The 21,835-nt window shown below is 60.4% G+C and carries 28 protein-coding genes; 14 read left to right on the plus strand and 14 right to left on the minus strand.

From position 1 onward, the window contains the following. The first annotated feature begins 78 nt into the window (after nt 1–78). Entirely contained in the window at nt 79–1,374 is a 1,296-nt protein-coding gene (gene aspS / locus LJF34_RS09245) for an aspartate--tRNA(Asn) ligase (RefSeq protein ID WP_231184681.1), read from the plus strand. 95 nt (nt 1,375–1,469) lie between these two features. On the opposite strand, the gene LJF34_RS09250 is transcribed toward aspS, so the two are convergent. Both LJF34_RS09250 and LJF34_RS09255 read right to left on the minus strand, forming a co-directional pair. Further along, the gene (locus tag LJF34_RS09250; protein ID WP_231184682.1) at nt 1,470–1,838 is read right to left on the minus strand and encodes a hypothetical protein; all 369 of its coding nucleotides are present in this window, start codon (nt 1,836–1,838) and stop codon (nt 1,470–1,472) included. A gap of 167 nt (nt 1,839–2,005) precedes the next feature. Beyond that, nucleotides 2,006–2,308, minus strand: coding sequence for a UPF0175 family protein (locus LJF34_RS09255; protein ID WP_231185059.1), 303 nt, complete (start codon nt 2,306–2,308; stop codon nt 2,006–2,008). Between the two features lie 118 nt (nt 2,309–2,426). Here LJF34_RS09255 and LJF34_RS09260 point away from each other — a divergent pair, with 118 nt between their 5' ends. Continuing rightward, nucleotides 2,427–3,260, plus strand: a complete 834-nt coding sequence (locus LJF34_RS09260) for a pantoate kinase (protein ID WP_231184683.1) — start codon at nt 2,427–2,429, stop codon at nt 3,258–3,260. 51 nt (nt 3,261–3,311) lie between these two features. Next, nucleotides 3,312–4,055 carry a 4-phosphopantoate--beta-alanine ligase gene (locus LJF34_RS09265; RefSeq protein WP_231184684.1) on the plus strand — a complete coding sequence of 248 codons (744 nt, stop codon included), beginning with the start codon at nt 3,312–3,314 and terminating at the stop codon, nt 4,053–4,055. Here LJF34_RS09265 and LJF34_RS09270 read toward each other — a convergent pair. Continuing rightward, on the minus strand, nt 4,052–5,203 hold the full coding sequence (locus LJF34_RS09270; protein WP_231184685.1) for a glycoside hydrolase: 1,152 nt from the start codon (nt 5,201–5,203) through the stop codon (nt 4,052–4,054). The two genes, LJF34_RS09265 and LJF34_RS09270, sit on opposite strands and share 4 nt — an antisense overlap. A 122-nt stretch (nt 5,204–5,325) precedes the next feature. On the opposite strand from LJF34_RS09270, the gene LJF34_RS09275 reads away from it, so the two are divergent. Further along, entirely contained in the window at nt 5,326–5,634 is a 309-nt protein-coding gene (locus tag LJF34_RS09275) for a MazG nucleotide pyrophosphohydrolase domain-containing protein (protein WP_231184686.1), read from the plus strand. A 15-nt stretch (nt 5,635–5,649) separates the two neighbouring features. Here LJF34_RS09275 and LJF34_RS09280 read toward each other — a convergent pair whose 3' ends face one another. The 4 genes from LJF34_RS09280 to LJF34_RS09295 all read right to left on the minus strand — a co-directional run bounded on the left by LJF34_RS09280 (nt 5,650) and on the right by LJF34_RS09295 (nt 9,882). Then, nucleotides 5,650–6,882: a digeranylgeranylglycerophospholipid reductase gene (locus LJF34_RS09280; protein WP_231184687.1), complete on the minus strand. Its 1,233-nt coding sequence runs from the start codon at nt 6,880–6,882 to the stop codon at nt 5,650–5,652. Continuing rightward, complete coding sequence (locus LJF34_RS09285) at nt 6,879–7,076, minus strand: hypothetical protein (protein ID WP_231184688.1); 198 nt, start codon at nt 7,074–7,076, stop codon at nt 6,879–6,881. Before LJF34_RS09285 ends, LJF34_RS09280 begins: the two co-directional genes overlap by 4 nt. Nucleotides 7,077–7,264: 188 nt before the next feature. Beyond that, a complete protein-coding gene (locus LJF34_RS09290) occupies nt 7,265–8,128 on the minus strand; it encodes a 2-oxoacid:ferredoxin oxidoreductase subunit beta (protein ID WP_231184689.1) in 864 nt (287 codons plus the stop codon). After that, nucleotides 8,125–9,882, minus strand: a complete 1,758-nt coding sequence (locus LJF34_RS09295; RefSeq protein ID WP_231184690.1) for a 2-oxoacid:acceptor oxidoreductase subunit alpha — start codon at nt 9,880–9,882, stop codon at nt 8,125–8,127. The genes LJF34_RS09290 and LJF34_RS09295 overlap by 4 nt, the downstream gene beginning before the upstream one ends. Before the next feature lie 91 nt (nt 9,883–9,973). Here LJF34_RS09295 and LJF34_RS09300 point away from each other — a divergent pair, with 91 nt between their 5' ends. From LJF34_RS09300 to LJF34_RS09310, 3 genes are read left to right on the plus strand one after another with little or no spacing between them, the layout of a single operon-like run. After that, on the plus strand, nt 9,974–10,612 hold the full coding sequence (locus tag LJF34_RS09300; RefSeq protein ID WP_231184691.1) for an FAD-dependent oxidoreductase: 639 nt from the start codon (nt 9,974–9,976) through the stop codon (nt 10,610–10,612). Nucleotides 10,613–10,664: 52 nt separating this feature from the next. Further along, nucleotides 10,665–11,504 (plus strand): oxidoreductase, encoded by an 840-nt coding sequence (locus tag LJF34_RS09305; RefSeq protein ID WP_231184692.1) that lies wholly within the window; start codon nt 10,665–10,667, stop codon nt 11,502–11,504. 50 nt (nt 11,505–11,554) lie between these two features. Then, entirely contained in the window at nt 11,555–11,947 is a 393-nt protein-coding gene (locus LJF34_RS09310; RefSeq protein ID WP_231184693.1) for a DUF5611 family protein, read from the plus strand. On the opposite strand, the gene sepF is transcribed toward LJF34_RS09310, so the two are convergent. Next, nucleotides 11,944–12,303: a cell division protein SepF gene (gene sepF, locus LJF34_RS09315; protein ID WP_231184694.1), complete on the minus strand. Its 360-nt coding sequence runs from the start codon at nt 12,301–12,303 to the stop codon at nt 11,944–11,946. The genes LJF34_RS09310 and sepF overlap by 4 nt on opposite strands. A 274-nt stretch (nt 12,304–12,577) precedes the next feature. Here sepF and LJF34_RS09320 point away from each other — a divergent pair, with 274 nt between their 5' ends. The 5 genes from LJF34_RS09320 (at nt 12,578) to LJF34_RS09340 (ending at nt 16,214) form a co-directional block, all read left to right on the plus strand. Further along, a complete protein-coding gene (locus LJF34_RS09320) occupies nt 12,578–13,291 on the plus strand; it encodes a DUF1028 domain-containing protein (RefSeq protein WP_231184695.1) in 714 nt (237 codons plus the stop codon). 106 nt (nt 13,292–13,397) lie between these two features. Beyond that, complete coding sequence (locus LJF34_RS09325) at nt 13,398–13,877, plus strand: RNA-binding protein (RefSeq protein WP_231184696.1); 480 nt, start codon at nt 13,398–13,400, stop codon at nt 13,875–13,877. Between the two features lie 48 nt (nt 13,878–13,925). Further along, the gene (locus LJF34_RS09330) at nt 13,926–14,228 is read left to right on the plus strand and encodes a hypothetical protein (protein ID WP_231184697.1); all 303 of its coding nucleotides are present in this window, start codon (nt 13,926–13,928) and stop codon (nt 14,226–14,228) included. A gap of 42 nt (nt 14,229–14,270) precedes the next feature. Next, nucleotides 14,271–15,572, plus strand: coding sequence for a ribonuclease R family protein (locus tag LJF34_RS09335; RefSeq protein ID WP_231184698.1), 1,302 nt, complete (start codon nt 14,271–14,273; stop codon nt 15,570–15,572). A 33-nt stretch (nt 15,573–15,605) separates the two neighbouring features. Further along, the gene (locus LJF34_RS09340; protein ID WP_231184699.1) at nt 15,606–16,214 is read left to right on the plus strand and encodes a uracil-DNA glycosylase family protein; all 609 of its coding nucleotides are present in this window, start codon (nt 15,606–15,608) and stop codon (nt 16,212–16,214) included. Here the strand turns inward: LJF34_RS09340 and LJF34_RS09345 are convergent, their stop codons facing one another. Beyond that, nucleotides 16,215–16,523, minus strand: coding sequence for a HalOD1 output domain-containing protein (locus LJF34_RS09345; protein WP_231184700.1), 309 nt, complete (start codon nt 16,521–16,523; stop codon nt 16,215–16,217). A gap of 108 nt (nt 16,524–16,631) precedes the next feature. Continuing rightward, complete coding sequence (locus LJF34_RS09350; RefSeq protein WP_231184701.1) at nt 16,632–17,108, minus strand: Lrp/AsnC family transcriptional regulator; 477 nt, start codon at nt 17,106–17,108, stop codon at nt 16,632–16,634. A gap of 569 nt (nt 17,109–17,677) precedes the next feature. Here LJF34_RS09350 and LJF34_RS09355 point away from each other — a divergent pair. Continuing rightward, nucleotides 17,678–17,950: a hypothetical protein gene (locus tag LJF34_RS09355; protein ID WP_231184702.1), complete on the plus strand. Its 273-nt coding sequence runs from the start codon at nt 17,678–17,680 to the stop codon at nt 17,948–17,950. Between the two features lie 152 nt (nt 17,951–18,102). On the opposite strand, the gene LJF34_RS09360 is transcribed toward LJF34_RS09355, so the two are convergent. The 3 genes from LJF34_RS09360 to LJF34_RS09370 form a co-directional block, all read right to left on the minus strand. Then, nucleotides 18,103–18,783: a hypothetical protein gene (locus tag LJF34_RS09360; protein WP_231184703.1), complete on the minus strand. Its 681-nt coding sequence runs from the start codon at nt 18,781–18,783 to the stop codon at nt 18,103–18,105. A 1-nt stretch (nt 18,784) separates the two neighbouring features. After that, nucleotides 18,785–19,714 (minus strand): hypothetical protein, encoded by a 930-nt coding sequence (locus LJF34_RS09365; protein ID WP_231184704.1) that lies wholly within the window; start codon nt 19,712–19,714, stop codon nt 18,785–18,787. Nucleotides 19,715–19,966: 252 nt separating this feature from the next. Continuing rightward, entirely contained in the window at nt 19,967–20,278 is a 312-nt protein-coding gene (locus tag LJF34_RS09370; RefSeq protein WP_231184705.1) for a hypothetical protein, read from the minus strand. Here LJF34_RS09370 and LJF34_RS09375 point away from each other — a divergent pair. Beyond that, nucleotides 20,273–20,458, plus strand: coding sequence for a hypothetical protein (locus LJF34_RS09375; protein ID WP_231184706.1), 186 nt, complete (start codon nt 20,273–20,275; stop codon nt 20,456–20,458). The genes LJF34_RS09370 and LJF34_RS09375 overlap by 6 nt on opposite strands. Nucleotides 20,459–20,657: 199 nt before the next feature. Here LJF34_RS09375 and LJF34_RS09380 read toward each other — a convergent pair whose 3' ends face one another. Next, nucleotides 20,658–21,659 (minus strand): site-specific integrase, encoded by a 1,002-nt coding sequence (locus tag LJF34_RS09380; protein ID WP_231184707.1) that lies wholly within the window; start codon nt 21,657–21,659, stop codon nt 20,658–20,660. Nucleotides 21,660–21,835 lie beyond the last annotated feature (176 nt).

A 21,835-nucleotide genomic window follows, 5' to 3' on the forward strand; every position in this document is an offset into this window, starting at 1 on the left:
GCGTGTGAACGTCCCTTCTGCTCGCGGACGACGACCGAAATGAGGGCGTTTAAGCCCGCCGCGGAAGAACTGTGCCGTATGCAGAACCGAACCTACACCGCGGATGCCGAACCCGGCGACACCGTCACGGTCGCTGGCTGGGTCCACGAGATCCGCGACCTCGGCGGAATCGCGTTCCTCATCGTCCGCGACACGACGGGGAAGATTCAGGTCAAGTTCGAGAAGGACGACATGGACGAGGACCTCGTGGAGACGGGCCTCGGCGTCAACCGCGAGAGCGTCGTCGAAATCACGGGCGACGTGAAGGAGGAACCGCGCGCGCCGACGGACGTCGAAATCGTCCCGACGGACGTGGACGTTATCGCGGAGGCCGAACCGGAACTCCCGCTCGACCCTAGCGGCAAGGTCGACGCCGACCTCTCGACGCGCCTCGACAATCGAACGCTCGACGCGCGAAAGGACGATGTGGAGGCCGTGTTCAAGATTCGCGCCGAAGTGCTTCGCGCCGTCCGCGAGACGTTCCGTGACCTCGGTTGCAGCGAAATCAACACGCCGAAAATCGTGGCGACGGGGACGGAGGGCGGAACGGAACTGTTCCCCATCACCTACTTCGGCGAGGAGGCGTTCATGAACCAGTCGCCGCAGCTGTTCAAACAGCTCATGGTCGGCTCCGGACTGGAGCGCGTCTTCGAAATCGGCCCCATCTTCCGAGCGGAAGAGCACAACACGCCCCGCCACCTGAACGAGGCGACCAGCATCGACTTCGAGAGCGCCTTTTACGACCACCACGAGGCGATGGATGCCTGCGAAGCGGTCGTCACGGCCGCCTACGAGGCCGTCGCCGAGAACTGTGGGGACGAACTCGACGCGCTCGACATCGACTTCGAAGTGCCCGAAGGCGACTTCCCGCGACTCACCTACGAGGAGGCAATCGAGCGCATCAACGCGACCGGCGAACTGGACGAGATGCTCGTCTGGGGCGACGACCTGCCGACCGAGGGCGAGAAGGCGCTCGGCGAGGACGTGGGCACCCACTACTTCATCACCGACTGGCCCAGCGAAATCAAGCCGTTCTACATCATGGACCAGGACGACGAGGAGCTTTCGACCGGGTTCGACATGATGCACCCGCGCATGGAACTCGTCTCCGGCGGCCAGCGCGAACACCGCTACGACCGCCTCGTGGAAGGGTTCGAACAGCAGGGGCTTGACCCCGAGGCGTTCGACTACTACACGAAGATGTTCAAGTACGGCATGCCGCCGCACGCCGGATGGGGCCTCGGCGGCGAGCGCCTCATCATGACGATGCTCGGGTTGGACAACATTCGCGAGGCTGTTCTGTTCCCGCGCGACCGGCAACGGCTTTCGCCGTAACGGTCGCGGGGGAGCATGCGGAATCGAAGATTCCGCTCAGTTCCCGCGAGATCGCGAACGTCCGAATCCGTAGACGAAGTGCATCGCTGGACTGGTTATTCGCTTTCTGCCGCTCGTTCGATCAACTCATACGCTTTTTCTCGAAGTTCACCGGTCATGTGCAACCCCTCACTGTCCACGCGACGAACGAGCGACTTTCCTTCTTCAGCGGTCAAGTCGTACTCCTCGGTAGCACGAGCAATGACACCGATAGTACCCGTAACCGTCACACCGAGACCGCTAGCAACCGTTCGAACTCGTTTATCGTCGGAGACGACCGCTCTCTCTGCACTGTTTCCATCGGCTCGAAGCACGTTCGCGATAATCTGAACGTCGCCGTTTACGGTTTCTTCTCCGAGAATCCCTTTCGCTTCGTGTTCCGCCTCTTCGGCTTCACGAAATAGGTCGCTATCCCCTGCCGACATCCCGACACAGTCCTCGGTTATGAAGTTAGCTACGTTGGTTCGGGCAGGTTCAGTGGAAACTTCCGTAAGTACCTCTTTTTCGATACGAATTGAGCGGTCGAAACAGAGCAGTAGATTCAACTCACCGATAGAACCGAGTGCAATGAGTGTCGTCGCATCGACTAAAATCATAGTTCACGAGCGGCGTCAGCATCACCCTCCAAGTCGTCGGGAGACAACTGTGAGGTTAAATTCCGCCGACGAGCGATTTCTAACCACTCTGCTAAGCTAACTCCGGCAATCCGGGCCGCCTCGTTAACCGACACCTCACCGGATTGATACCGCTCGACGGCGACTCGAACCCGAATATCTCGAAGCCCTTCTTGCAGCGCTTTTCGAATCGTCGTGCTTTTGTCTTCCTGTAGCAACTCCGCAACTTCTTCGAGAGTTTTTTTCTCGTCATCCGGGATACGAGCGCTTATCGAGGGCATGTATACGTTGTAGTACATCGTAATCACACATCAATCTACGGCTTTCGTACACATCGAAGACACCGAGCGACGACGACGAACTTTAACCGTTATACGCTATCGCCCGAAAGCGTCGGGTATGAGCGACGAGGTTGGCCGTGCGTTCGTTCCCGGCCACATCACGGGCTTTTTCAGCATTCACGAGGCCGACGACCCCGAACGAGCGGGGTCCCGAGGGGCGGGGCTGACGCTGTCGGAAGGTGTCACCGTGACCATCGAACCAGCCGAGGAGACGGATATCGAACTGAACGGCGAGTTCGCCGCCGTCGAATCCGGGCGGCGAGTGTTGGACGCGCTGGACGAGACGGCGCGCATCTCCGCCGAGACGTCCCTGCCGCTCGGCGCGGGATTCGGCGTCTCGGGCGCGGTCGCGCTCGGGACCGCGTTCGCCGCGAACGACGTCTTCGGCGAGGGACGGTCGGAAAACGAACTCGTGACGCACGCACACACGGCGGAAGTCGCGGCGGGGACCGGACTCGGCGACGTGGTGGCGCAGGCCCGTGGGGGAATTCCCATCCGACTGGAACCGGGGGGACCCGAACACAACCGCCTCGACGGCGTGCCGACGCGGGCGAAAATAGAGTACCTCTCGCTCGGCGAACTGTCCACCGCCGAGGTGCTCTCGGGGAGTACGAGTCGACTCTCGCGTGCGGGCGTGGACGCGCTCGTCGCGCTGGTGAATCAACCGACGCTGGAGACGTTCATGGCCGAATCGAACGGGTTCGCGGAGCGAACCGGCCTGCTGACCGAGGAAGTCAGGGAGGTCATCGACGACGTACACGCGGCGGGCGGGGCCGCCTCGATGGCGATGCTGGGTAAAACCGTCTTCGCGCTCGATTCGGGGCTCTCGGACGCCGGGTACGACGCCTGCGCCTGTCGGACGCACCACGCCGGAGCGACGGTGGTGGAATAACCCGAGAACCGAATCACGGCTGTTTTGCCGTTCCGCTTCGGAGGGGCGCGTATGACCGACGAGGCGGACATTCCCGAGGACCATCCGCGATACCAGTCGCTCCTCACGCGGCATCGAATCGAGGAGGGCGTCGAAAAGGGCATCACGAGCAAGCAGGGACTCATCGCCGAGGGGCGCGGCGAGTCGTTCGACTACCTCATCGGCGAGGAGACCATCCCGAGTGCGGACGAAGCGGAGCGTGCGGCGGCGGCACGACTGCTGCTCGCGGACCACGCCGTCCTCTCGGTGAACGGCAACGTGGCCGCGCTCGTTCCCGGAGAAATCGTCTCGCTCGCCGAGGCCACCGGCGCGGACATCGAGGTCAACCTGTTCGGACGGACGGAAGAGCGCATGCGGGCCATCGCCGACCACCTCCGGGAACACGGTGCGGAGAACGTGAAGGGACTCGCCGCGGACGCACGGATTCCCGGACTGGAACACGAACGGGGGAAGGTGGACGCGGACGGAATCTTCGACGCGGACGTCGTTCTCGTGCCGCTGGAGGACGGCGATCGGGCCGAAGCCCTCGCCGAGATGGGGAAGACCGAAATCGTCATCGACCTGAATCCGCTCTCACGCTCGCCGCGAACCGCCGCGATTCCGATAATCGACAACATCATCAGGGCGGTGCCGAACGTGACGCGACACGCCCGCGAACTCGCGGATTCGACCCCCGAGGAACTGGAGGTCATCGTCGCCGAGTTCGACCGAGAAGCGGCCCTTGACGACGCGGAGCGGGCGATTCGTGATATTTAGTCGTTGAGAGACTCCCGAACCGGTTCGGCCCACGCGGGCCACTCGGGACGCTCCTCGGCCGAAAAGGTGGGGTCGCCGGACATCGCTTTGATGGCCCTGGCGTCGTCCAGACTCCAGACTGCGCCGTCCTCGTGGAATATTCCGCTTATGAGGCCCTGTTTTCGCCGATAGACCTGATAGGCCGGTTTGACCATCAGCGACCAGAAGAAGTTGCCGACACCCGCCCGCTGAATCAACGGCGCGAGCGACGAGTAGTTGGGTGGATTGGTTCCCTGTCCCCGGCGCGGCGGGGAGAGTCGCTGCCATTCCGACAACCAGATGGGACGGCCGAACCGGCGTTCTGCGGCGGTAATCTGTCGGAGCATCCGTCGATACTGCGCTTTGGTGTGGGCGAAGTTCTTGTGACACTGAAACACCTCGCTTCCCCACTCGCGGTACTCTTCGTTGTTGGGAATGTTGGTCGAACCGACCGACAGCGGAACGGTCCCTTGGTGGCTCGACAGCGTTCGGAACATCGCCTCCGAGAATCGCATCTTCCACGGCCGCCAACCCGGTTCGTTGATGAGTTCGATGGCGAGCAGGCGGGAATCGTCGCGGTAGCGCTCCATGAACCGCCGGATGAACCGCCGCGGGAGGTGCCATCGGTTCGAGTGTTCCATGATTCCCCGTGACGGCGAGAACACCGGGCGAGCGGTGAGCGGGTCGTCGTTCGTCAACTGGTGGTTCGTGGGGTTCGTTCCGATACCCTCGAAGATGCCGAGGAGAACCCGCAACCCGTGATTCGCCGCCGTGGTCAGGAAGTGTTCGAGTCGAAGCCAGAACCGCGTCGGCTCCCGTCGCCACGCCTCGAAACTCAGCCACACACGCAAGGCGTTCAGGTTCAACCGACTCGCATAACAGAGGTCGCGTTCGATGACGGCGGAATCGTAGCCGTGCCACATCTGAAACGTGTTGTACGCTCTGGACGGGAAGTAGATGGCTCCGCGGACGTCCACCGGGGCGTCCGCTTCGTCGTTCGTTGCGCCGTCACCGGGCAGGCAGTCGAGGTTGCTCGTGGTCTGCCGCCCCAAATCTCCCGTCACGCCGATACCGCAGGCTACCGCACCGAGTCGAAGCACCGCTCGCCGCGTTCGGTTTCGTTCCCCCATCCGAACACCCAACCAACCAATCCACTCCGTGAACCATACCGTTTGTGTACGATTTCTGTGGATTCACCGGTGCACTCACCGTCGGTCGAAACATTTAGACGGCGGTATTCGTTTCATCGAACGTGAAAGAACAGGAGCAGGTCTCGGCGTTCGTGGCCGACCACGACTTGGGGAGCGATCCGGCGTATCGAATACTCGATTTGGCGGCCGAAGTCGGTGAGATAGCCGCCGACGCGACAAAATCGACCGAGTGGGGTGAGAATCCGGAGGCGCTCGACGTGAAGCGGGACGAAATCGGCGACGCGCTGTTCTCGTTGCTCGCGGTGGCGGACGCACTCGAAGTGGATGCAAGCGAGGCGTTGGACGACGCGCTCGAAAAATATCGGCGACGGATTCGGGAGACGGGAAACGCGAGTTCGGGGGAGGAGTAGGGTCGAAACGGACGGTTACATCGGAAGCCGTTCTCGGGCGAACCGCTTGAGGAGCGGGATGTCCTCCCAGTGGAGGAGCTTCATGATGCCGCGGAGCTTGCCGTTGTTCGCGTTCGCACGCGAACTGTGGGTGAGCTGTTTGAGGTCACGAATGAGCGTGTCGTAGCGCTCGTTCTCCGCGAGGTAGAGGAGCTGTGTCATCACCAGTCGCGTCCGCATCTGCGGGGCGACGTCGCCGTGCCAGAGCTTGTCGTAAATCGACATCTTCTCCGCGGAGGTGTCCGACGCGCTGGTCATGAAACACCGGTCGGCGGTTATCGCCGCCGCGCGGGCGGACTTCATGCCGGTGTGAATCCCTTCGCCCCAGAGCGGGTCGATGGTCGGCACGGTGTCGCCGATGGCCATGAAGTTGTCCGTGGAGAGGCCGCCGGGCATCTGGATGTGGGCGGACCCGCGGTGCTGTTTTCCCTCCAACCGCTCCGCGTTCTCGAAGCGCGGGTCGGTGTCCAACCAGTGTTGGAGGTAGTCGTCGATTCCCATGCCCTCCTTGGCGTAGTCGTGGTGGCTCTCGTTCTGGATGTAACAGAGGCCGACCTTCGCCGTGTCCTCGCCGGTGTGGAAGATCCACGAGTAGCCGCCCGGCGCGAGGTTGTGGTCGAGTCGCAGCATCATCGCGTCGGTGAGGTCGGCGTAGCCGTCGGGGTCCACGTCGACGCCTTCCATCTCGAATTCGACGCCGATGGCCTGATTCTCGCGTTTCAGGTTGCTCACGCCGAGGCTCTTCGCGAGGGGCGCGCTCGGGCCGGTGGCGTCGATGACGATGTCGCCGTACACCTCTTGGTCCCCGGCGTAGCGGACGCCGACGATTTCGTTGCCGCTCATGATGGGCTTCGAGACGCGGGCGCCGAACCAGTATTCGGCACCCTCGTCCCGTCCGTCGGCCACCAGAAACCGCTTGAAGTCCGCGAATTCGAGGACTGCACCGGGTTGCGATTGGACGAAGTGTTCGCTCGGCGATTCGAGGACCACGTTGTCGGTGTAGTTCATCACCACGTCGTCCGGAATGCCGAAGGCCGCCATCATCGAGGAGAACGTTCCGGCGGTGGACTTGTTGCTCTGCCGCGGGAACGTGTCTTCCTTTTCGGCTTCGAGGACGACGACGTCGTAGCCTCGCTGGGCCAAGTCCCGCGCACACTGTGCGCCCGCGGGACCGGCACCCGCGATGATAACGTCGAAATGCTCGCTCATGCCATCACCCTTCGGTCGAAGAGCGAGGTTCGTTGCTCCGCCGTTCCGGTCGCTCTAACTGACGAGGGGTCGGCCGCCGTTCGGCCGTCGGTCGCGTCGCAAATCCGGCCAGTGTCGAGGGAGTCGGGTAAAACGGTCGCCGCGGCGGGGGAGTACCCGACACCGCTGACGACAGTGCGTATCTCCGCAGTCATCTCTATCCATTCTTACCGGCCACGTCATAAAAAACAGACGCAAACGGCCGCGAGAAACGGATTTGGTCGTGCGATGTAGGTCAGAAATTGAACGGAGATCGTCGCGAAATATCGACGCAAAACGGGACGGGTCGCTATCGAGGCGAGCGAAAACGGGAGAACCGAGCCGACGAGAACCGGACCGTGATTCAGTAGAACTCGCGCACGAGGTCCATCGCGTCGTCGGGTGCGCCGTCGGGAATCTCGGACATGTTGCCCTCGATACCGTGGAGTTCGCTGTACGGGACGCTGTCCTCGTCCTGATAGATGACGCCCTGATACTCCTTGCTGGCGTCGAGAATCTTGTCCTTGGCCGCGTCGTAATCCGAGGAGTCGTGGCCCTCGTCCGCGAGGTCGACGATGGAGTCGCGGAAGTAGTCGTACGTGTCCACGTCGTTGAACGTGACGCACGGCGAGAAGACGTTCACGAAGCCGAAGCCGTCGTGTTCGATGGCCTTCTGGACGATTTCGGCGTGACGCTGTGCGTCCGTCGAGAACGACTGTGCGATGAACGTCGCGCCCGCCGAGAGGGCGAGCGCGAGCGGGTTGACCGGCGGCTGTTTCGGGCCTTCCGGCGTCGTGCTCGTCTCGAAGTCCTCGCGGCTGGTCGGCGAGGCCTGTCCCTTCGTCAGTCCGTAGATGCGGTTGTCCATGACGACGTAGGACATGTCCACGTTCCGGCGCACGGCGTGAATGAAGTGACCCACACCGATGGAGTAGCCGTCACCGTCGCCGCCCGCGACCATCACTTCGAGGTCGGGGTTGGCGAGTTTGACGCCGGTGCCGACCGGGAGCGCACGTCCGTGCACGCCGTGAATCGCGTAGGAGTGCATGAACGTGCCTATCTTACCGGAACAGCCGATACCGGCGACGACGAAGGTGTCGTCCGGGCTGTTACCGGTTTCGGCGAGTGCCTTCATCATCCCGTTCATCGTCCCGAAGTCACCGCATCCGGGACACCACGTCGGTTGCTTGTCCGACTTGAAGTCGGTGAATCGAACCTCTGAACTCATGCTTCTATCTCCTGTCCGAGTTTCGCTTTGATGTCTTCGGCCAACTCGTCGGCCTTGAATCGAATACCGTTGTACTTGTTTATCCGCTCGACACGGGTAAGTGCGTCGTGTTCGAGAACGTTCGCGAACTGCCCGGTCGCGTTACACTCGACCACGATGACGGTGTCCGCTTCCTCGATGTCCTCGGTGAGATCCGGGCGCGGGAAGAGATACGGAACCGAGAGGAACCGAACGCTCACGTCGTCCGCTTCGAGGAAGTCGAGGGCTTCGCGCATCGGCCCTTCGTTCGACCCCCACGAGATGACGAGCGTGTCGGCGTCTTCGTCGCCGAACTCGCGCGGACTCCAATCCTCTTCTTCCTGTGCCGTTTCGACCTTGCGGTTTCGCTTGTCGACCTGCTCGACACGGATTTCGGTGTCCTCGGTCCGGCGACCGAGCGCGTTGTGTTCGAGACCGGTGGACATGTGCGCACCGCCCTTGGTTCCGGGGAACGCGCGGGGGCTGACGCCGTCGGCAGTCGGGAAGTGAGGCTGGAAGCGGTCCTGCTCGTCCGTCCACGCCTCGATGTCGTCCTCGTCGACGATGTTCCCGCGTTCGATTTCGACCGCGTCCATATCGAACACCTCGGGCGAGAACGTCTGTTCCGTGACGGCCATCGAAAGGTCCGCGAGCAGGAAAACCGGCGTCTGGTACTTCTCGGCGAAGTTGAAGGCCTCGACGGTCTTCTGGAAACATTCGGCGACGTTCGTCGGTGCGACGACGAACCGCGGAATCTCGCCGTGCCCACCGTACAGCGTCATGTTCAGGTCGCCCTGTTCCTGTTTGGTCGGCATCCCGGTCGAGGGACCGGAGCGCATCACGTCGCAGATGACGAGCGGCGTCTCGCTCTGTGCGACGAGGCCGAACGTCTCGGTCATCAGGTCGATACCCGGTCCGGACGTCGCCGTCATCGAGCGTGCGCCCGCGCGCGCCGCGCCGAGCGCCATGTTGATGGCCGACAGTTCGTCCTCGGCCTGCATCACGGTGCCGCCGAAGTGTTCGATTCGACCCGTGAGGTACTCCATCACGTTGGTCGCCGGCGTGATGGGGTAGCCGGAGTAGAAGCGACAGCCAGCGACGAGTGCACCCATGCCGATCGCCTCGTCACCGTTGAGCAGGACGTAGTCGTTGTCCGTCGTTTCCACGTCGTACTCGAAGTCGTGGTCGTACTCCTCTTGGACGTACTCCTGCCCGAGACGGGCGGCTTCCTTGTTGTTCTCGACGATGGACTCACCCTTCGCGCCGAACTTCTTGTCGAGCGCGCTGTCGAGGTTCTCGATGGGGAAGTTCGCCACTTCACACGCCGCGCCGAGCGCGACGGTGTTTTGCATGATGGTTCCGCCCGCGTCCTTTGCGAGACTGCGAAGCGGAACGGCCAATCCGATCATCTCCTCGGGGATGTCGACGTCCTCCATCTCCGTTCGCTCCCCGTCGTAGATGATCACGCTGTCTTCGTGAAGTTCGTCGAGGTTTTCGTCGATGGTCCGCTGGGTTAGTGCTACAAGGATGTCCAGTCGGTCGACGACGCTCTCGACTCGGTCTGTAGACGACCGGATCTTGTACGCGGTGTACCCTCCTCGAATACGGGACGCGAAGTCCTTCGAAGTGAAGACATGTCGGCCCGCACGGGAGAGCGCTTGCGCAAAGATTTTCCCGGTCGAATCGATTCCATCGCCGGCTTCGCCGCCGATGGCCCAGTTCAGGTCTTGCATCACTGCTACGTTACCCGGTGGCAAATCAAAAGCCTTCTGAAGCGGAGTCGGCGAAGCGACAAGGAATTTGGTTCTTACGGCCGACGATCCACCTATGGATGGTACCGAAGTCGAAGTGAAAGCCGTGAGAAATGTCGGGGAAGGGACCATCGTGCTGGAAATCGAGTCGCCGCCGGAGTTCGACGCCCGGCCCGGACAGTTCCTACAGGTCGCCGGAACCGTCGATGGTGAGCGGGTCACGCGTCATTACACCCTTTCCTCGCCCGACGCGGACGGGACGTTCGAGATCACGGTGGGTGTCGACCCCGAAGGAGACCTCAGCCCGTGGCTCGCGGAACGCGAGGCCGGAGAGACCGTGACCGTCGCTGGCCCGTTCGGCCGCTCGTACTACGAAGGGGAGTCCCGCGTCGTTCTCCTCGCGGGCGGGCCGGGCGTGGGGCCGGTGGTCGGAATCGGCGCGCGCGCGCTGGCCGACGGAGGTGACGTGACCATCGTGTACCGCGACGACGAACCGGCCCACGAGGGGCGACTGCGGGAACTGGAGGCCGACGGCGCGACGGTACTCGTCACCGAGGGGTCGCTGACCGAAAGCGCGGCGGTGCGGGACGTCCTCTCGCGGGCGGACGGGCAGGTGTTCGTGTACGGGTTCGCGGATTTCCTGTCGGAGGCACACGAGGTGTTGGCGGCGACGGGACACGACCCGGACGACGCGAAGGAGGAGAACTTCGGCTGACGTCCCAAAAAACAATACCCTTTTATCACACCGTGAAAATAACCCTCACTCAATGGGTCTCAGATGTTCGCTGATAGGACACGATTACGGCGAGTCCGAAATAGAGCGAGAGCGCGAAGAGCAGGGTAACGAAGTCATCGTGACGGTCCGAGAGTTCGCGGAGTGCCGACGCTGTGGGAACGAGAAGGTCGTGAGCGAGAACAAGGAGGTGACGGCGATAGAGGAACCGGAACCGACGCCGGAACCCATCGAGAGCAGGTCGGCGGACCGGCGGGCGAAACCACCGGCCGAGACGGAAATCATCGACTCCTCTCCGACCACGGAATTCGAATCGGAATCGGAACCCGTGACGTTCAACGACGACGACTTCGAACCGCCGGAGAGCGCCGAGGACGACGACGGCGTCATCCTCGAAGACGCCGAAGACGAGGTGGAAGACGACGGCGAACGCGGACACGGCGAGTGGCCCGACGCGGACGATACGAACGCGGGAGACGAAACGAACGAACCCGCGGAGTGGCCGGATACGGGCCTCGAAGACGAGGGGTTCGACGCACAGGTCGGCGACAGCAGCGACGCGGAAGTGAGCTTCGGCGGGAGTTTGACCCCCGAAAGCGCGCCGGCGATGGACGATGACACCGAGTTCGTGGAAGCCGAACCGCGCGAAGAGACGGGATTCGTTCGGACCACGCGACCCAGCCCACAGACTGATACCGGTTTCACGCGGGCGCGGGAAGCGCCGAAACCCGACCAAGCCTCGAATTCGAGCGCCGATGCTGAACTCGTTTGCCCCGAATGTGGACAGTTCGGCGGATCAGCGTCCGGGTCTTCGCTTCGCGCGGGCGACATCTGCCCCGAATGTCGGAAGGGATACCTAAGCGAACAAGAGTAGACGCGACGCGAAAAGAGTAAACATCCACCCCTCCAATCTGGGGCCAACTCATGAAAGAATACAAAATGCGACGCGGTGAGCATCTCGAAGACCGAATGCCGGACCTGAAAGCGAGCATCGAGGACTATTTCGGTCCCGTAACGGCGACGGAGGAGTTCAACGGACACGACCTCTACGTCGTCGAGGAACCCGACAACCCGGTGTTCAAGCGAATCGTCGCCGGTGCGGCGTCCTACAGCGGGAAGAAGGACAAACTCGCCGTGGACTTCCAAGAGCGTCCCGCGGAGGACGTCATCGCGGAAGGTAACGCCGACGCCGCCGCCGACGCGGTGAGCAAGAAAAACGAGTTCCTCCTCGAAGCGACCGGCCGCGACGCGAAGGCACGCCGTGACTCGCTGAAGCGGACCGTAGAAGACGACGCGGATACGCCGGACAGCGTCTAATTCCGACCGAGTTTTGTTCGACTGATGCTGACACTGGTAGGTGTGACGATGAGTTGGTCGTCACCTTTCTGAACGATATCGCCGTTGACTTCGCGGGCGACCTGTTGCAGTTCGTCCGTGATACGCTCGACGGTGGTATCCTGCGTTCGAAGTCGAGTGATATCGGCGATGACGATGTCGCCGTCGTACACGGCGTCCTTGATGTCGATGACGTCCTGCTGGCCTTGGATTTCCGCGATGTGAACGCTCACGCGCGATTCGTCGGGCGCGGCATCGAAGTCGTCCAAATCTAGCTCGACGTAATCCCCGGCGCCTCCGGAAGGAGCGTCGCCGAGAATCTTATCCATGAATCCCATAGAACTACGGGGCCATCGAACGAGTATAGTTCTTACGTCAGACGGCGCGTACGAAAACCCGGCGGCGGCAGGCAGAACAGTTCTAACGAGCATGTATTGTGACAAATTAAGCACGAAAATAGTGTAAGAGAGTACCGAATAACTCCAACGAGCCGACGGGTGAAACCGGACCGTTCGGCGGGAGTGTCGATTTCGATATCGGCGGGTTCGAGCGACGTGCGACTCGCTCGCCGGAAAACGGACTTTTTTCGTCGGGGGCTGTGTCCCCCGGTTCATGACGTTCAGCATCTGTGTCAGGGAACGGTACACCGACGAGGAGGGAACGGATCGGACGCGGTTCGGCGTCGCGGTCACGACACGACTCCCAGCGGTCGGAACGCTCTGTCCGTTCGCCAGCGAGAACGGAGCGATCGCCACCCAAAGCCTCGTCAACGTCGAACTCGGACGAAAGGGAATCGAATACGTGGACGACGGACTCGCCATCGAGGACGCTCTCTCGGCGCTCCTCAACGCCGACGACGGGGCGGAAAACCGCCAACTCCACGGCATCGACGCGGACGGAACGTTCACCTTCTCCGGCGAGGAGTGCAACGGTTGGTACGGCCACGAGAGCGGCGAGAACTACACCGTCGCCGGGAACCTGCTGACCGGCGAGTCCGTCGTCGCCGAAACCGCGCGAGCGTACCGCGAGAGTAAGGACGAGGACCGACCGCTGGCAGAACGACTCATCGACGCGTTGGCCGCGGGGCAGGCCGAGGGCGGGGACAAACGGGAAGCGTTGCGCGTCCAAAGTGCGGCGCTCCTCGTGGAGACGACGGAGACGGCGGAGACGGACGGGAGGGACCCCTACTACAACGATTTGCGCGTGGACGCCACCGAAACGCCGATAGCCGACCTGCGAGAGGCGTATTCGCTCGCGAGCGAGGGGTTCGATGCCGCCGTGGAGCGCTACGAGGCGGCGCGGGACATGGACGAACGTGACGAGTGATTCCGAACAGCCGTGTCGGCTCTCCGTAGGTCGCTGAACCGTCGGTATCCGACCCGAGTCGGTCCAAACGGGTGGGTTTATGCACGAGACGAACGCACGTCGGATCATGGAAGTCAAATCTCGCCACCATCTCCGAAGCGACGAGGTTCGAGAGATAGAAACCGCGCTCGAAGACAGCCTCGGCGTCGAACTGAACGCGGACACCTACGAACTCGTGGAGTTGGAGGACTCGGAGTTCGACATCGTGCTGGTCGACGGGGAACCGACGGTCGTCTACGTGGAGGAGGAACCGTTTCTCACCGTGCAGGGTGCGAACTCATACCCGCCGACGAAACGAGTCGTCACGGTGGACGCGGGTGCCGTCTCGTTCGTCAGCGACGGCGCGGACGTGATGCGGCCCGGCATCGTCGAAGCGAACGACGACATCGAACCGGGCGACTTAGTCACCATCGCGGAGGAGACGCACGGCAAGGTCCTCGCCATCGGACGTGCGAAAACCGACGGCGACGAGATGGTCGGCGATTCGGGGAAGGTCGTCGAATCGATTCACTTCGTCGGCGACGAACTGTACGAGTTCGTGATCTAAATCCGGGGTGGCACAAAGGGCAAGTGAGGGGGCGTCGAAGGAACTAGCATGTGGGGTTCCCGGCGGAACCGGGAGAAAAAGTCAGTCATCTGCATCGCGTGTGGCGACGCCGTTCGTCGCTCCGCGGCCCGCGAGTACGACAAGGAGGGAAATCGCTGGGAGCGCAACGGGAAGACGTTCGAACACCTCTGTAAGGCGTGTCACCGCGAACTGTGTCATCAACCACGCGACGAACTGGAGGGGTTGTTGGTGGACATCGACGCGGGGGGTGTCGAGCAGATGGAATTTCTGGCCCGGTACGAAACGGCCGTCAAAGACCGTTACGGCCCACTGGGAGAACGGGAAGGGTAGTCAGTCGATACGCCTAACTTCCCGAGACCCTTACCAGCGGCCATGACGAGCGATGCACAGGCCGAGGCGGGAACCGCCGAAGGCCAAGGGCCGGTCGAAATCTCCGAGGACCTCGCCGAGCGACTGGACAGCAAGCGCGAAACGCTGTTCGAGAAGTTCGAAATCAGGGACGGGTTTCCGGGGGCCGTGATGACCGAGGCGGAGAAGCGAACGGAGAACATCCAGCAGGAGATTCAGGACGAGGCCGACGAGCGAACCGACCTGCGGGACATGACGACGTGGACGACGGATCCCATCGACGCACAGGACTTCGACGACGCGATTTCGGTCGAAGAGCGCGACGACGAGTACGTCCTCTGGGTCCACATCGCCGACGTGACCCACTACGTTCACCCCGAATCGAACATGTGGGAGGAGGCGGTCAAACGCGGGAACACGGTGTACCTCCCCGGGTACACGATTCACATGCTGCCGCCGATGCTCGCGGAGACGGTCTGTTCGCTCGTCCCGAACGAAGACCGCCTCGCACACACCGTCGAGATGCACCTCGACAAGGAGAACCTCTCCTACGAGACCATCGACATCTACAAATCCGTCATCCAGAGCGACGAGCGACTCACCTACTCGCAGGCCGAGGAGCGACTCGACGACGAGGATGCGCCGCTTCACGAGGAGTGTAAACTCTCGTTCGAACTCGCGGACCGGATGCACGAACAGCGGAAGGAGGACGGCAGCCTCGTCCTGAACCCGCGACGCGACCGCGCCCACACCATCATCGAGGAGTCGATGCTGAAGGCGAACAAGGCCGTCACGCACGAACTGATGTGGGGCCGCGGCGTCGAGGCGATGTACCGCGTCCACCCGCAACCGACGCCCGACGAGTGGGGGAAGGCGCTGCAGGAGATTCAGGATTTGAACGGCGTCTCGATTCCGGGCAGCACGTGGGACGACCCGCGGATGGCCGTGAACGCCACGCTCGAGGACGCACCGGGGCGACAGCTCGACAAAATCCAGTGGGCCGTGATGAAGGTGATGCCCCGCGCCCGCTACATGAGCGACCCGTTCGGGGGGCACCACGCGCTGAACTTCGAAATTTACGGCCACTTCACCAGCCCGATCCGACGACTTTCGGACCTCATCAACCACTGGATCGTCTACACGAACGACGTGCCGGAGGACCTCGTGGCGCTGTGTGACCGCGCCAGCGACAAACAGGCCGACGCCGAAGCCTGCGAGCGCGAATACAAACAGTTCCTCGAAGAGGTCGGCCTCGACCCCAACGCGGTCAACAACCGCGGTATCGAAATCGTCGAAGACGACGAAGACGACGAAAACGAGGGCTGAAGCGGTCGGACGGCTGATTCCACGCTTTTATCCATGTTCCCCGACTCGCGCACCGTCCTCGAATCGAACTGTTCGCGGTGTCCCGAACTCGTCGAGTGTCGAAACCGTATCTCCTGGGGGACCGGCCCGCTTTCTGCCGACGTGATGGTCGTCGGCGAGGCACCCGGCGCTGGAGAACCGGACGCCGAGCGGTGGCAGGGCGGCAACTGGACGGGGATGGCCTACACCACGCGCCACTCGGGGCGCAAAATCCGGTCGTTGTTTGCCGACCTCGGCCACGAGGCGTACTTCACGAACGCCGTGAAGTGCTTCCCCGAGGGAGACGACGGGTCGAATCGGGAGCCGCACGCTGGGGAGTTGGAGAACTGTTTCGACCACCTGCGAACCGAAATCGAACGAGTCGGCCCCTCCGTCGTCGTCTCGACGGGAAAGTCCGCCACCGAAACCGTCCTCGGTTTCGAGTCGATTCCCGTGGACGGCTTCCTCGACCGGGTGCTGTCACCGGTCGAGTGCGAACGGCTCGGCGTGACGCTGTTGCCACTCTTACATCCATCCTACGAAAACATCTGGCGTGAACGACTCGGTTACGACCGGTCGGGGTACGTCGCTGCCATCGAGTCCGAGCTCACGGCTCTCGTTTGATCACTCGTCTGCAGGGGCCGCTCCGGACGTACCCGACGTCGAAGTCGGGTCATCCGCGATTCGAATCCATCCGTCGCTTTCGTACGTAATCTCGTAGCCACGGTATCTGAACACCGCTTTGCCACCGTCTCGAATCTTCCCATCGACCCGCTGTCGGAACAGCGAGTCGAGTGCGTCCGGGTCCACGGCGTCGTACAGGCGCGGCCCGATGTCGTTGGGTGATGACGTGCCCTCGTGCTCCGCGATCGCGTTGACGACGGCGGTACTGGGCCGTTCACCGTCCTGCAAACGGTAGGAAGTATGTTCCATTCCAGTACCTGCTTTAAGATTCGTCAATGGATAAGTATGTCGGATAAATCTGTGTAAATCGGATTCTAAAGATAGAATTTCCGCGATTTAGAAATAATCTCCTCGGTGTCACTCCGAGACGGACTTCTCCCCGAAATGGTCGAAGGGTCGGCTGTGCTCGTTTTTGACCAGCACTTCGTTCACGACGTCCAATCCGATTTCATCGAGTTTCCGGGCGACAGCGGTCACGTCGTCACGGGTCCGTGCGACCGCTTCGACGTGGAGGTTCTCCACACCGGCCATGATCTCCGTGACGTTGACGACTCCCGACGCGTCGAGCGCTTTTTCGCCCAACTCCTCGCGGTCGGGAATCGGCGCGGTGCAGATGAAGAGGACTCGAAGCGGAAATCCCGCGTCGTGGTAGTCGATTTTGAGATGGTAGCCGTCGATGACGCCCTTCTCTTCGAGTCGTTGGAGTCGGTTACCGACGGTGCTGGCGGAGACGCCCACCGCATCGCCGATTTCGGTCGTCGTCACGTTACGCGCGTCCTGTTGGAGCAGGTGAAGGATGCCCCGGTCAACGTCGTCGAGTGTGTCGTGGCTCATTGCTGTCGTCTGTAAATGGTCTCTCGGTTTTCGGTCCTAAAAAGTCGGCACGCGTTCGAGATGACAAACTTTCGTGGGAGGAATGGCCGAAACACGGCGAGAAGCCAACTCGCCACCAGAGCCTCCGGCACCGTCGAACACTTGCCAAGTCCGTCACACCCGGGCTTCGGGCGTATTTCATACGAGTACCGCTATCGGCTTTATTATATTCCATCTAATCCGGATACGGCGGGCGAGAACTGGGTGAAACGGTCGTCGAATCGAAGTCGAGGGTTCATTCGGATTCCGGGTTTCAGGCCGGTTTTCGCGGGGTTTTAGGGTGTGAAACGGTGAGGAAACCGACATATGGTGGGGGAGCGGGCGACTCACTGGAGAGCGACGACCGCCATCGGAACGGCGTCCCGGAGGGAGCGAATCTCACTTCGACTCGGTATCCTCGAACGGACGGCCGAACGACTCCGTAAAGCCGACGTTGAGCTACACATCGTTTCTGAGGGCCTCGTCATCGGTGCGGACGAAGAAGACCCCTACAGCGTGCACTGTTCCAGCTTCTCGGTGTCTTCGGGGAATTGGAGGCGAACATCAAGCGCCAGAACATCCGCGAGGGTATCGCCGCTCGGCAGGAGTCCCACGAGTACCGCCACGGCCCGGCTCCGATCGGGTTCGAGAAGCGGAACGGGAAGCTCGTCGAGAGTGCGGACTACGACCGCGTCTGTACCGTGCTCGACATGGTAGCGCGGGACGATATGAGTCAGCGAAAAGCAGCGGACGAACTCGATTCGTCACGCCGGACGATTCGGCGTGCGGTCGAAGAACGAGGAAAATTATATGGGCTGGTTTAGTTAGTGATTCGATGTTCTGGTGAACCCTTCAGAGTTTGACAAAAGCATAGCGCTGAATAAGAGAGTGTATTCAGCACTCGTTTGCCGCTGTTTTTCACGCTCTCGATGGCTAACCATTCAACTGACAGGCAGATGTAGATACAAAGAAGTGGTCAAGTAGGTTTGTAGTCACGGCTCACAAATACTAACTCAATGTGATCGATATTTGTGTGGTCCTCTATAACCTGTTTTACTTCTGGGTCGTCGAATTCCTTCGGATTGGCCGTCGTCAATTCGGTAAACCCTTCAACATTAGAGGCAATATCATGTGCATCAAGTATCATCCGCATGTCTTCTTCTTCGCCTCGTTCGACAAGCATCTGGAGTCGATCCTGAATATCATTGTATGATTTGAAACGCAACCACCCATTCATACGCTCGTATAAGGCAGATTGTCGGGCTTTCGCCCTAGCCTCAAGATCACGGATGACATCACGTAGACCTCTTGTCACTATGTGTACTTCCTGTCCTGCTTTTCCAGTATAGAAATCTTCTAGGTATCTCCATGCTGGGTTCTTCCGGCGGTTGATTTGCCCCCTAATCTTCTCTATATTTTCATCCGTCAATTGACCTTCGAACGTGCTAGTGACATTCTGTATATGATGGAGTATCGCTTCTTTGTGTTTCTTGATAATCTCGTCTCGTCGTCGATGGTATACCTCTTCGACTTCTCGTGTAGCGTAGTAATCTGTATCGCCAGTGTGGATGTATTTTCGACAAACCCGGTGCTGGGGATCACTTAAGAAGATATATCCAAGAGTGATGCTCTTGTCCAAGAAAGCGTTATCTGCCATTTCAGTGATCGTTAATTTCGTCGAGGATTGTCTCGTTGTATGAATCAGCAAGGCGATCCATCATTCCCGATTCTTCTCTGTGCTGGAGTGCGTCCTGCCGCTTTCGTTGAATTCTATCTCCGAGCTCGTGCAACGTATCTTCTTTATCTTCCTGCCATTCAACGAGGCGCTCATCAGGAATATTATCGTTGTGTTTGAATCTGAGTACAGTCTTTGCAAGACCCTCGATGAACAATTCTGTGAATTCTAAGAGAGATCGTGGACTATGCCCTTGCTCGTGCAGAAGACGAATTGTATCATCCCATTCGAGATAGGTATAATGGATCTCTTGATATTCATCTGATGGGAAAGTCCCTAGCATCCGATCTAGGTGATCCTCAATTACTGATTTCTGCTTACTACCAAGGAATTTGGTGAGAGTTCGCTGCTCGTCATCGATAGCGAACTGCGCTAAATACCATCGGAGATCGCCATATGCTTCGATAAAATCGTCAGGACGGAAGTTTTTGTACTGGTACTCCTCCAGTTCATCGACGGTCTTATCTCCATGTTTACCGATGACATCTTGAACGGCGCGAAAGACATCGTCTTTGAGATCTGCGTCCAGATGATCAAAATCCGTTTCACTGATTTGATCAGCTGGATAATATGAGTAGCCGAACGTTTTATCTGAGCGAGGCCGATGCGCAACGGAGGTGTTCAAGTCTGCTTCAGAAAGTGTTTTCCCATATTTATACCAGTAAGTGGGTAGGAGAACGTCTCGGTTGTACTCGGAGCGAAGCTCCCTATCAACGAGTACGCATAATTTGTGCGTATTAGTCCGGCCCGTTTCTTTATTATCTTGTTTATCCCGGGCTAAAAGGACATGATACAGAAGATACTCTGGAGGCCCTAACTCACCGAACTCGTCGCTGTTGGCCTCTGCACTCATTGTGATCCTCTTAGCCTAGACGGAGTGGGGTTAAGTAATTGTTCGTGTTACTATCGACACCAAAAATCGGCAAAATGGTCTATGACGAAGACATCACCTCAATTACGTTGTGGGGGGTTGCGCTCCCACACCTGCCGCAAGCGTGCTTGAACGTCTGATTTTTCGGGTCTTCATCCGGATTCGTGAACCAGTTGGATTCGACCCGCCGAACGGTGACCGCGTGACACCCACAGCAGACGACTCGGGCCTGCATCACAGAAATCGACACCACGCCACCTCCTCGTCGGGGAAAACTCGCGTGTGAACGATGTTCGTGGGGTTCCCTCGTTTCGTCGAGTGAGTCGCGTCCATCCAAGTGACGCGACCAACAACGCGTTCAAGGTCCCGAGCGCGGATGAACCGCGTTTTCTGGATGGGTTTTGGGAGCGTCGGATCGTAGACGACGAAGAGGTACACCGCGTCGTCCTCGACCAGCCGTACGTGGTCCGGGAGCCACAACCGATACCGGCCGCGTCGTCGCCCGCTCGCCGTCTTCGTCCATTCGAGACAGCCTTTGATTTGCACCTTCGTTCCGTCCGCCTCCATCAGGTCGATGGCGTTCGAAACGTCGAACTCGAGGTACGGGTCCTACTCGGCGTGGAACGTCGCGTCGAAGTAGCTATCGCGAACGAGTTCCATCGGGGGCGGTTGCAGAAGTCTTCCTCGAAGTTCTTTCGCGAGCGAAGCGAGCGGGCCGACGACTGAGCGGAACGGAGTGAAGCGAAGGAGGAGTGCTTTTGGTCCAGCTTTTACAGGGAACCAGCAAGAGCGATGGCTGGTGCCATCGCTCTTGCCTGTGACCGTCGTAAAAGGTGGGAGTGGACTCGCCGGGAAGTGGAGTGGCGCGTCGTGATTGCTTCCTGCGTCTGTTCTTCGATCTTTCGCAGATTTCTCAATGTCATTGTTACTCAGGTAGGTGCTCTTTCCGCACATCCATCTTCTCGCGGTTGCTCCGCACGTCGTAGTGCTTGTACAGAACATCCAACGAGACGTTCATCCGCTCCGAGACGACCTCAGGCGGAGTGCCTTCTCTCAGGTGATCCGAAATCGCGCCACGACGGAACGAGTGAGGCCCACGCTTGCACGGGCACTGTTCGGGGTTTCGCGTTCCCTCGCACTCCTCGATGTCGCGGCCGACCGGACACTCTCCGGTGTACTGGCAGGGTCGAGTCGCCCGGTAGCAGTTATCGGTTATTGTCGTAACGTGGGGACGACCGTACCGAGTCGTTAGCAGTGGCTCACGGCCGTTTTCGTCGGTCTTATCGAGCCGCCGCTCCGCAATGTAGTCCTCGATAATCTGGTACCACCTCGGTCCGAGGTAGATCCATCGCTCTCCATCTGCTCCGTTTTTCAGGTAAGTTCCCGAATCCGGGCGATGTTCAAGCACGATAGCCCGCTCGTCCGGTCGCAGATCGTCCACGTCGAGACTGTGGAGCGCTCCGCGACGCATCCCGGTTCTCCACAGGATTGCGACCATTGCGTGCATCCGACCCGCGTAGTCGAACCTGTCGAAGTGTTCGAGCATCCGCTCGACACGATGGGTCTCGATGACTACGTCACTCGATTCGGCCCCGTCGGGAAGCTCCGGCGCATGCAGCTGCTCGGCGAGTCCATCGCGTACCGCATCGATGTCCGCGAGCCACTGGAGGAAGACGCGTACTGTCGTCAGTTGCTTCTGCAGCGTGATCGGCGCGATTTCGTCGCGTCGCCACGCTACGAAGTCCGACAGCGTCCTCCCCGAGAGAACCGTCGTATCGTCTATCCCTCGCTCGTCGAGGAAGTCGAGCAGATGGCCTAACCTCGTCACGGCGTTGTTGTACGTCGAATCACGCCACGACGGTGCCATGTACGCGAGGAACCGCTCGACGCCTTCCTCGGGATCGAGGGGCTGAAGCTCAGCGCTCATCGCACGCGGTTTGTCCCGCCTGTGCGGTGACGGCAGGCTTTTGCCTCACGCTTCCATCGTTGTGAACGGGGACCCCGTTGCTTGCAGGCTCTTGGTCCCCTTTCATGCTTCTGTGGTGGCTTCTGGTTCCTTACGTGATAGTGTAGTTCGATCCGACACAAACGGCGTCCCGTTCG

Origin of the sequence: Haladaptatus sp. DYF46 (assembly GCF_021083305.1) — an archaeon.
Lineage (GTDB): Archaea > Halobacteriota > Halobacteria > Halobacteriales > Haladaptataceae > Haladaptatus.

Coding starts and splice junctions, on each gene's coding strand:
- LJF34_RS09300 (WP_231184691.1), top strand. CDS start 9,974: ATGGATGGTACCGAAGTCGAAGTGAAAGCCGTGAGAAATGTCGGGGAA.
- LJF34_RS09270 (WP_231184685.1), bottom strand. CDS start 5,203: ATGGGGGAACGAAACCGAACGCGGCGAGCGGTGCTTCGACTCGGTGCG.
- LJF34_RS09340 (WP_231184699.1), top strand. CDS start 15,606: ATGTTCCCCGACTCGCGCACCGTCCTCGAATCGAACTGTTCGCGGTGT.
- LJF34_RS09360 (WP_231184703.1), bottom strand. CDS start 18,783: ATGGCAGATAACGCTTTCTTGGACAAGAGCATCACTCTTGGATATATC.
- LJF34_RS09305 (WP_231184692.1), top strand. CDS start 10,665: ATGGGTCTCAGATGTTCGCTGATAGGACACGATTACGGCGAGTCCGAA.
- LJF34_RS09365 (WP_231184704.1), bottom strand. CDS start 19,714: ATGAGTGCAGAGGCCAACAGCGACGAGTTCGGTGAGTTAGGGCCTCCA.
- aspS (WP_231184681.1), top strand. CDS start 79: ATGCAGAACCGAACCTACACCGCGGATGCCGAACCCGGCGACACCGTC.
- LJF34_RS09320 (WP_231184695.1), top strand. CDS start 12,578: ATGACGTTCAGCATCTGTGTCAGGGAACGGTACACCGACGAGGAGGGA.
- LJF34_RS09325 (WP_231184696.1), top strand. CDS start 13,398: ATGGAAGTCAAATCTCGCCACCATCTCCGAAGCGACGAGGTTCGAGAG.
- LJF34_RS09250 (WP_231184682.1), bottom strand. CDS start 1,838: ATGTCGGCAGGGGATAGCGACCTATTTCGTGAAGCCGAAGAGGCGGAA.
- LJF34_RS09280 (WP_231184687.1), bottom strand. CDS start 6,882: ATGAGCGAGCATTTCGACGTTATCATCGCGGGTGCCGGTCCCGCGGGC.
- LJF34_RS09335 (WP_231184698.1), top strand. CDS start 14,271: ATGACGAGCGATGCACAGGCCGAGGCGGGAACCGCCGAAGGCCAAGGG.
- LJF34_RS09285 (WP_231184688.1), bottom strand. CDS start 7,076: ATGACTGCGGAGATACGCACTGTCGTCAGCGGTGTCGGGTACTCCCCC.
- LJF34_RS09350 (WP_231184701.1), bottom strand. CDS start 17,108: ATGAGCCACGACACACTCGACGACGTTGACCGGGGCATCCTTCACCTG.
- LJF34_RS09310 (WP_231184693.1), top strand. CDS start 11,555: ATGAAAGAATACAAAATGCGACGCGGTGAGCATCTCGAAGACCGAATG.
- LJF34_RS09330 (WP_231184697.1), top strand. CDS start 13,926: ATGTGGGGTTCCCGGCGGAACCGGGAGAAAAAGTCAGTCATCTGCATC.
- LJF34_RS09255 (WP_231185059.1), bottom strand. CDS start 2,308: ATGCCCTCGATAAGCGCTCGTATCCCGGATGACGAGAAAAAAACTCTC.
- LJF34_RS09380 (WP_231184707.1), bottom strand. CDS start 21,659: ATGAGCGCTGAGCTTCAGCCCCTCGATCCCGAGGAAGGCGTCGAGCGG.
- sepF (WP_231184694.1), bottom strand. CDS start 12,303: ATGGGATTCATGGATAAGATTCTCGGCGACGCTCCTTCCGGAGGCGCC.
- LJF34_RS09290 (WP_231184689.1), bottom strand. CDS start 8,128: ATGAGTTCAGAGGTTCGATTCACCGACTTCAAGTCGGACAAGCAACCG.
- LJF34_RS09260 (WP_231184683.1), top strand. CDS start 2,427: ATGAGCGACGAGGTTGGCCGTGCGTTCGTTCCCGGCCACATCACGGGC.
- LJF34_RS09265 (WP_231184684.1), top strand. CDS start 3,312: ATGACCGACGAGGCGGACATTCCCGAGGACCATCCGCGATACCAGTCG.
- LJF34_RS09345 (WP_231184700.1), bottom strand. CDS start 16,523: ATGGAACATACTTCCTACCGTTTGCAGGACGGTGAACGGCCCAGTACC.